This is a genomic window from Devosia sp., assembly GCF_028290645.1.
In the GTDB taxonomy this organism is placed as follows: Bacteria; Pseudomonadota; Alphaproteobacteria; order Rhizobiales; family Devosiaceae; genus Devosia_A.
In genome coordinates, this window is the sequence record NZ_JAQGJL010000322.1 from 1 (window position 1) to 2,575 (window position 2,575).

At 65.6% G+C, this 2,575-nt stretch carries 3 protein-coding genes and 2 pseudogenes; 3 read left to right on the plus strand and 2 right to left on the minus strand.

The genetic code is table 11. The features are described from left to right. Window positions 1-674: pseudogene (locus JWQ89_RS17255) on the minus strand (DNA-directed RNA polymerase subunit beta); the annotation flags it as partial. 288 nt (window positions 675-962) lie between these two features. Here JWQ89_RS17255 and JWQ89_RS17260 point away from each other — a divergent pair. From JWQ89_RS17260 to JWQ89_RS17270, 3 genes are all read left to right on the plus strand, one after another. Then, complete coding sequence (locus JWQ89_RS17260) at window positions 963-1,202, plus strand: hypothetical protein (RefSeq protein WP_299642982.1); 240 nt, start codon at window positions 963-965, stop codon at window positions 1,200-1,202. 61 nt (window positions 1,203-1,263) lie between these two features. Next, window positions 1,264-1,716 carry a hypothetical protein gene (locus JWQ89_RS17265; RefSeq protein ID WP_299642983.1) on the plus strand — a complete coding sequence of 151 codons (453 nt, stop codon included), beginning with the start codon at window positions 1,264-1,266 and terminating at the stop codon, window positions 1,714-1,716. Between the two features lie 173 nt (window positions 1,717-1,889). Next, window positions 1,890-2,291, plus strand: coding sequence for a hypothetical protein (locus tag JWQ89_RS17270; RefSeq protein ID WP_299642984.1), 402 nt, complete (start codon window positions 1,890-1,892; stop codon window positions 2,289-2,291). A 3-nt stretch (window positions 2,292-2,294) separates the two neighbouring features. Here the strand turns inward: JWQ89_RS17270 and JWQ89_RS17275 are convergent. After that, window positions 2,295-2,575: pseudogene (locus JWQ89_RS17275) on the minus strand (hypothetical protein); the annotation flags it as partial.

The following is a 2,575-nucleotide window of genomic DNA, read 5'->3' on the forward strand; positions in this document are numbered from 1 at the left end:
TCCTCGGCATCCATGCCAAGGCCGTAGAGGAAGGTGGTGGCCGGGAGCTTGCGGCGCCGGTCGATGCGGACATAGACCACTTCCTTGGCGTCGAACTCGAAGTCGAGCCAGGAGCCGCGGTAGGGGATGACGCGCGCGGCGAAGAGGAGCTTGCCGCTGGCGTGGGTCTTGCCCTTGTCGTGATCGAAGAAGACGCCCGGCGAGCGGTGCATCTGACTGACGATGACGCGCTCGGTGCCGTTGACGATGAAGGTGCCCTTGTCCGTCATGAGCGGGATGTCGCCCATGTAGACGTCCTGCTCCTTGATGTCCTTGACCGAGCGGGCGCCGGTTTCCTCGTCGCTCTCGAACACGATCAGGCGCAGCTTGACCTTCAGCGGCGCGGCGAAGGTCATGTCGCGCTGGATGCACTCCTCGACGTCGTACTTGGGCTCCTCGAACTCGTAGGAGACATACTCGAGCAAAGCGCGCTCGTTGAAATCCTTGATCGGGAAGACCGACTTGAACACCGCCTCCAGGCCCTCGTCCCGGCGATCGGGGACGCGCGTCTCGCGCTGGAGGAACTGCTCGTAGGAGGACCGCTGAACCTCGATCAGGTTCGGCATCTGCACGGCCTCGGGGATGCGGCCGAACGACTTGCGGATCCGCTTACGGCCGGTGAAGGATTGCGCCATCGATGTATCCCTGCGCGCGCAGGCTCGGCCCGCGCGAAATTGGTTCCGATTTGCGTCCACCCTCGAACCAGGCTCTCGCCTGGCGGACGCCGGAAAGCTTCGCGAAAACGCGAAGCACGCCTTCGCTCGATCGGAGGGCGGCTGATCGAGCCTCGGCGCTAAAGCGCGACGAATGGGATTCGTGCGGAGGCGGAGATATAGCGCCAATTGCGGCGATGCCAAGGCCTTCGTTAAAGGAAAGTTGGCAAACCGATTTTCACCCTGTTTGTGCGCCCCGGCTTAACCGCGTTGGCCGATGATGACCGCATGCAGGTGCTCGCCATCGCCTCGGCCGGCCTGAACACCGCCTTCGGCCGCTTCGAGCGCAGCGCCGAGCGGACGGCGCAGCTCGCCTCGCCCACGTCCGACGTCGACTACGGCTCCGAAATCGTCGAGCAGATCGGCGCCAGGCACGCCGTCGCCGCCAACATCGCCGTGCTCAAGGCCGCCGACCGGATGATGGGCGAGTTGCTCGACATCCTCGTCTGAGCCTTGCCTTCACGGCCTCGCGCCGAATAGCTTCCCCCCAAACCGACCCCTGGGGGACATCATGAAGACAGCGATCATCGCGGCGGCCATCGGGCTCGCCCTCGCCTCTCCCGCCCTGGCCGACGACAAGGGCCGCGAGGTCGAGGCCGTCATGCGGCAGTATCTGACGCTTTGGAACGCCGGCGACGCGGCGACCATCACCAAGCAGATCTACCGCTTCGACAACCCCGCCAACCCGATGCAGTCCGAGGCCGGCCTCGCCGCAAATTTCGCCGACCTCAAGAAGCAGGGCTACGACAAGTCGACCATGGCCTCGATCAACGGCTGCCTTTTGACCGACACCTCGGCCCTGGCCGAGATGCGCTTCACCCGCTGGAAGACCGACGGCACGCCGCTTGGCCCCAAGGACCGGGTCAGCCTCTATGTGCTGCGCAAATTCCCCGACGGCTGGCGGGTGACCTCGATGGTCGGCATGGACGTCTCGGCCCGCCTGAATTGCGCCTCAAAGGGCTGAGCCAGGACACGCCTGGCACGCGAAGGTGCGGCCCGGATGCAACGCTCAATACTAATCGGCGCCGCAGGTGCGATTGTGTCTGAACCGCCCCTGTAAATTCACGCGTTCAAGGCAATATGTGAGTCGTGCGGCCCACCCTCCCCTGATCGTGGGCTGTTCTCCGAGTTTGAACCGTGACCATCCTTAGCCTCACCATGCCCGCCCGCGCCCGCGACGCCGCCCTCAGCAGGTCGTTCTGGGCCTCCATCCTGCGCGCCGTCGCCATCGGCTTCGGCATGCTGCTGATGGCGGTCGGGATCCCGCTCGCCCTGTTGCCCGGCCACCTGGGCGTGCCGTTGCTGGTGGTCGGGCTGATCATCGTGCTGCGCACCTCGATGCCCGCCCGGCGCAAGTTCATCCATCTGCAGCGCCGCCATCCCAAGGTGGTGTTCCCGATCCGCCGGCTGCTGCGCCGCGAGCCGGAGGTCTTCCCCGTCGCCTGGCAACAGGTGCTGCGGATGGAGCGGATGGTGCTGCCCAAGAGCTGGCGCATGGCCCGCCAGATGCGCCGCCGCCTGCTGACCCGCCGGCGCTAGGTCCTATTCTCCCAGATCGACCGCGGCCGTCTTGCGGCCGGCCTTCTCGTCCTGGCGTGCGCCCGCAAGAATGCCGTCCAGGGCGTGGTTGCCTTCGTGACAGGCGTACTCGTAGATCGGCCCCTTGGTCGAGTTCAGCGGCATCTGCGCCTTCCACGGCCTGGTGAAGGTTTTCGGGTCGTCGACCGTGAACTCATAGAGGATCTGGTCGGCCGCCACGCGCGTGAAGCGCTCGGTGACCTTGGCCTCGGGCGACATGCAATAGCTCTGGTTCATGTTGGGCC

Excerpts from the sequence above, each read along its gene's own strand:
- JWQ89_RS17265 (WP_299642983.1), top strand. The coding sequence starts at position 1,264 with ATGAAGACAGCGATCATCGCGGCGGCCATCGGGCTCGCCCTCGCCTCT.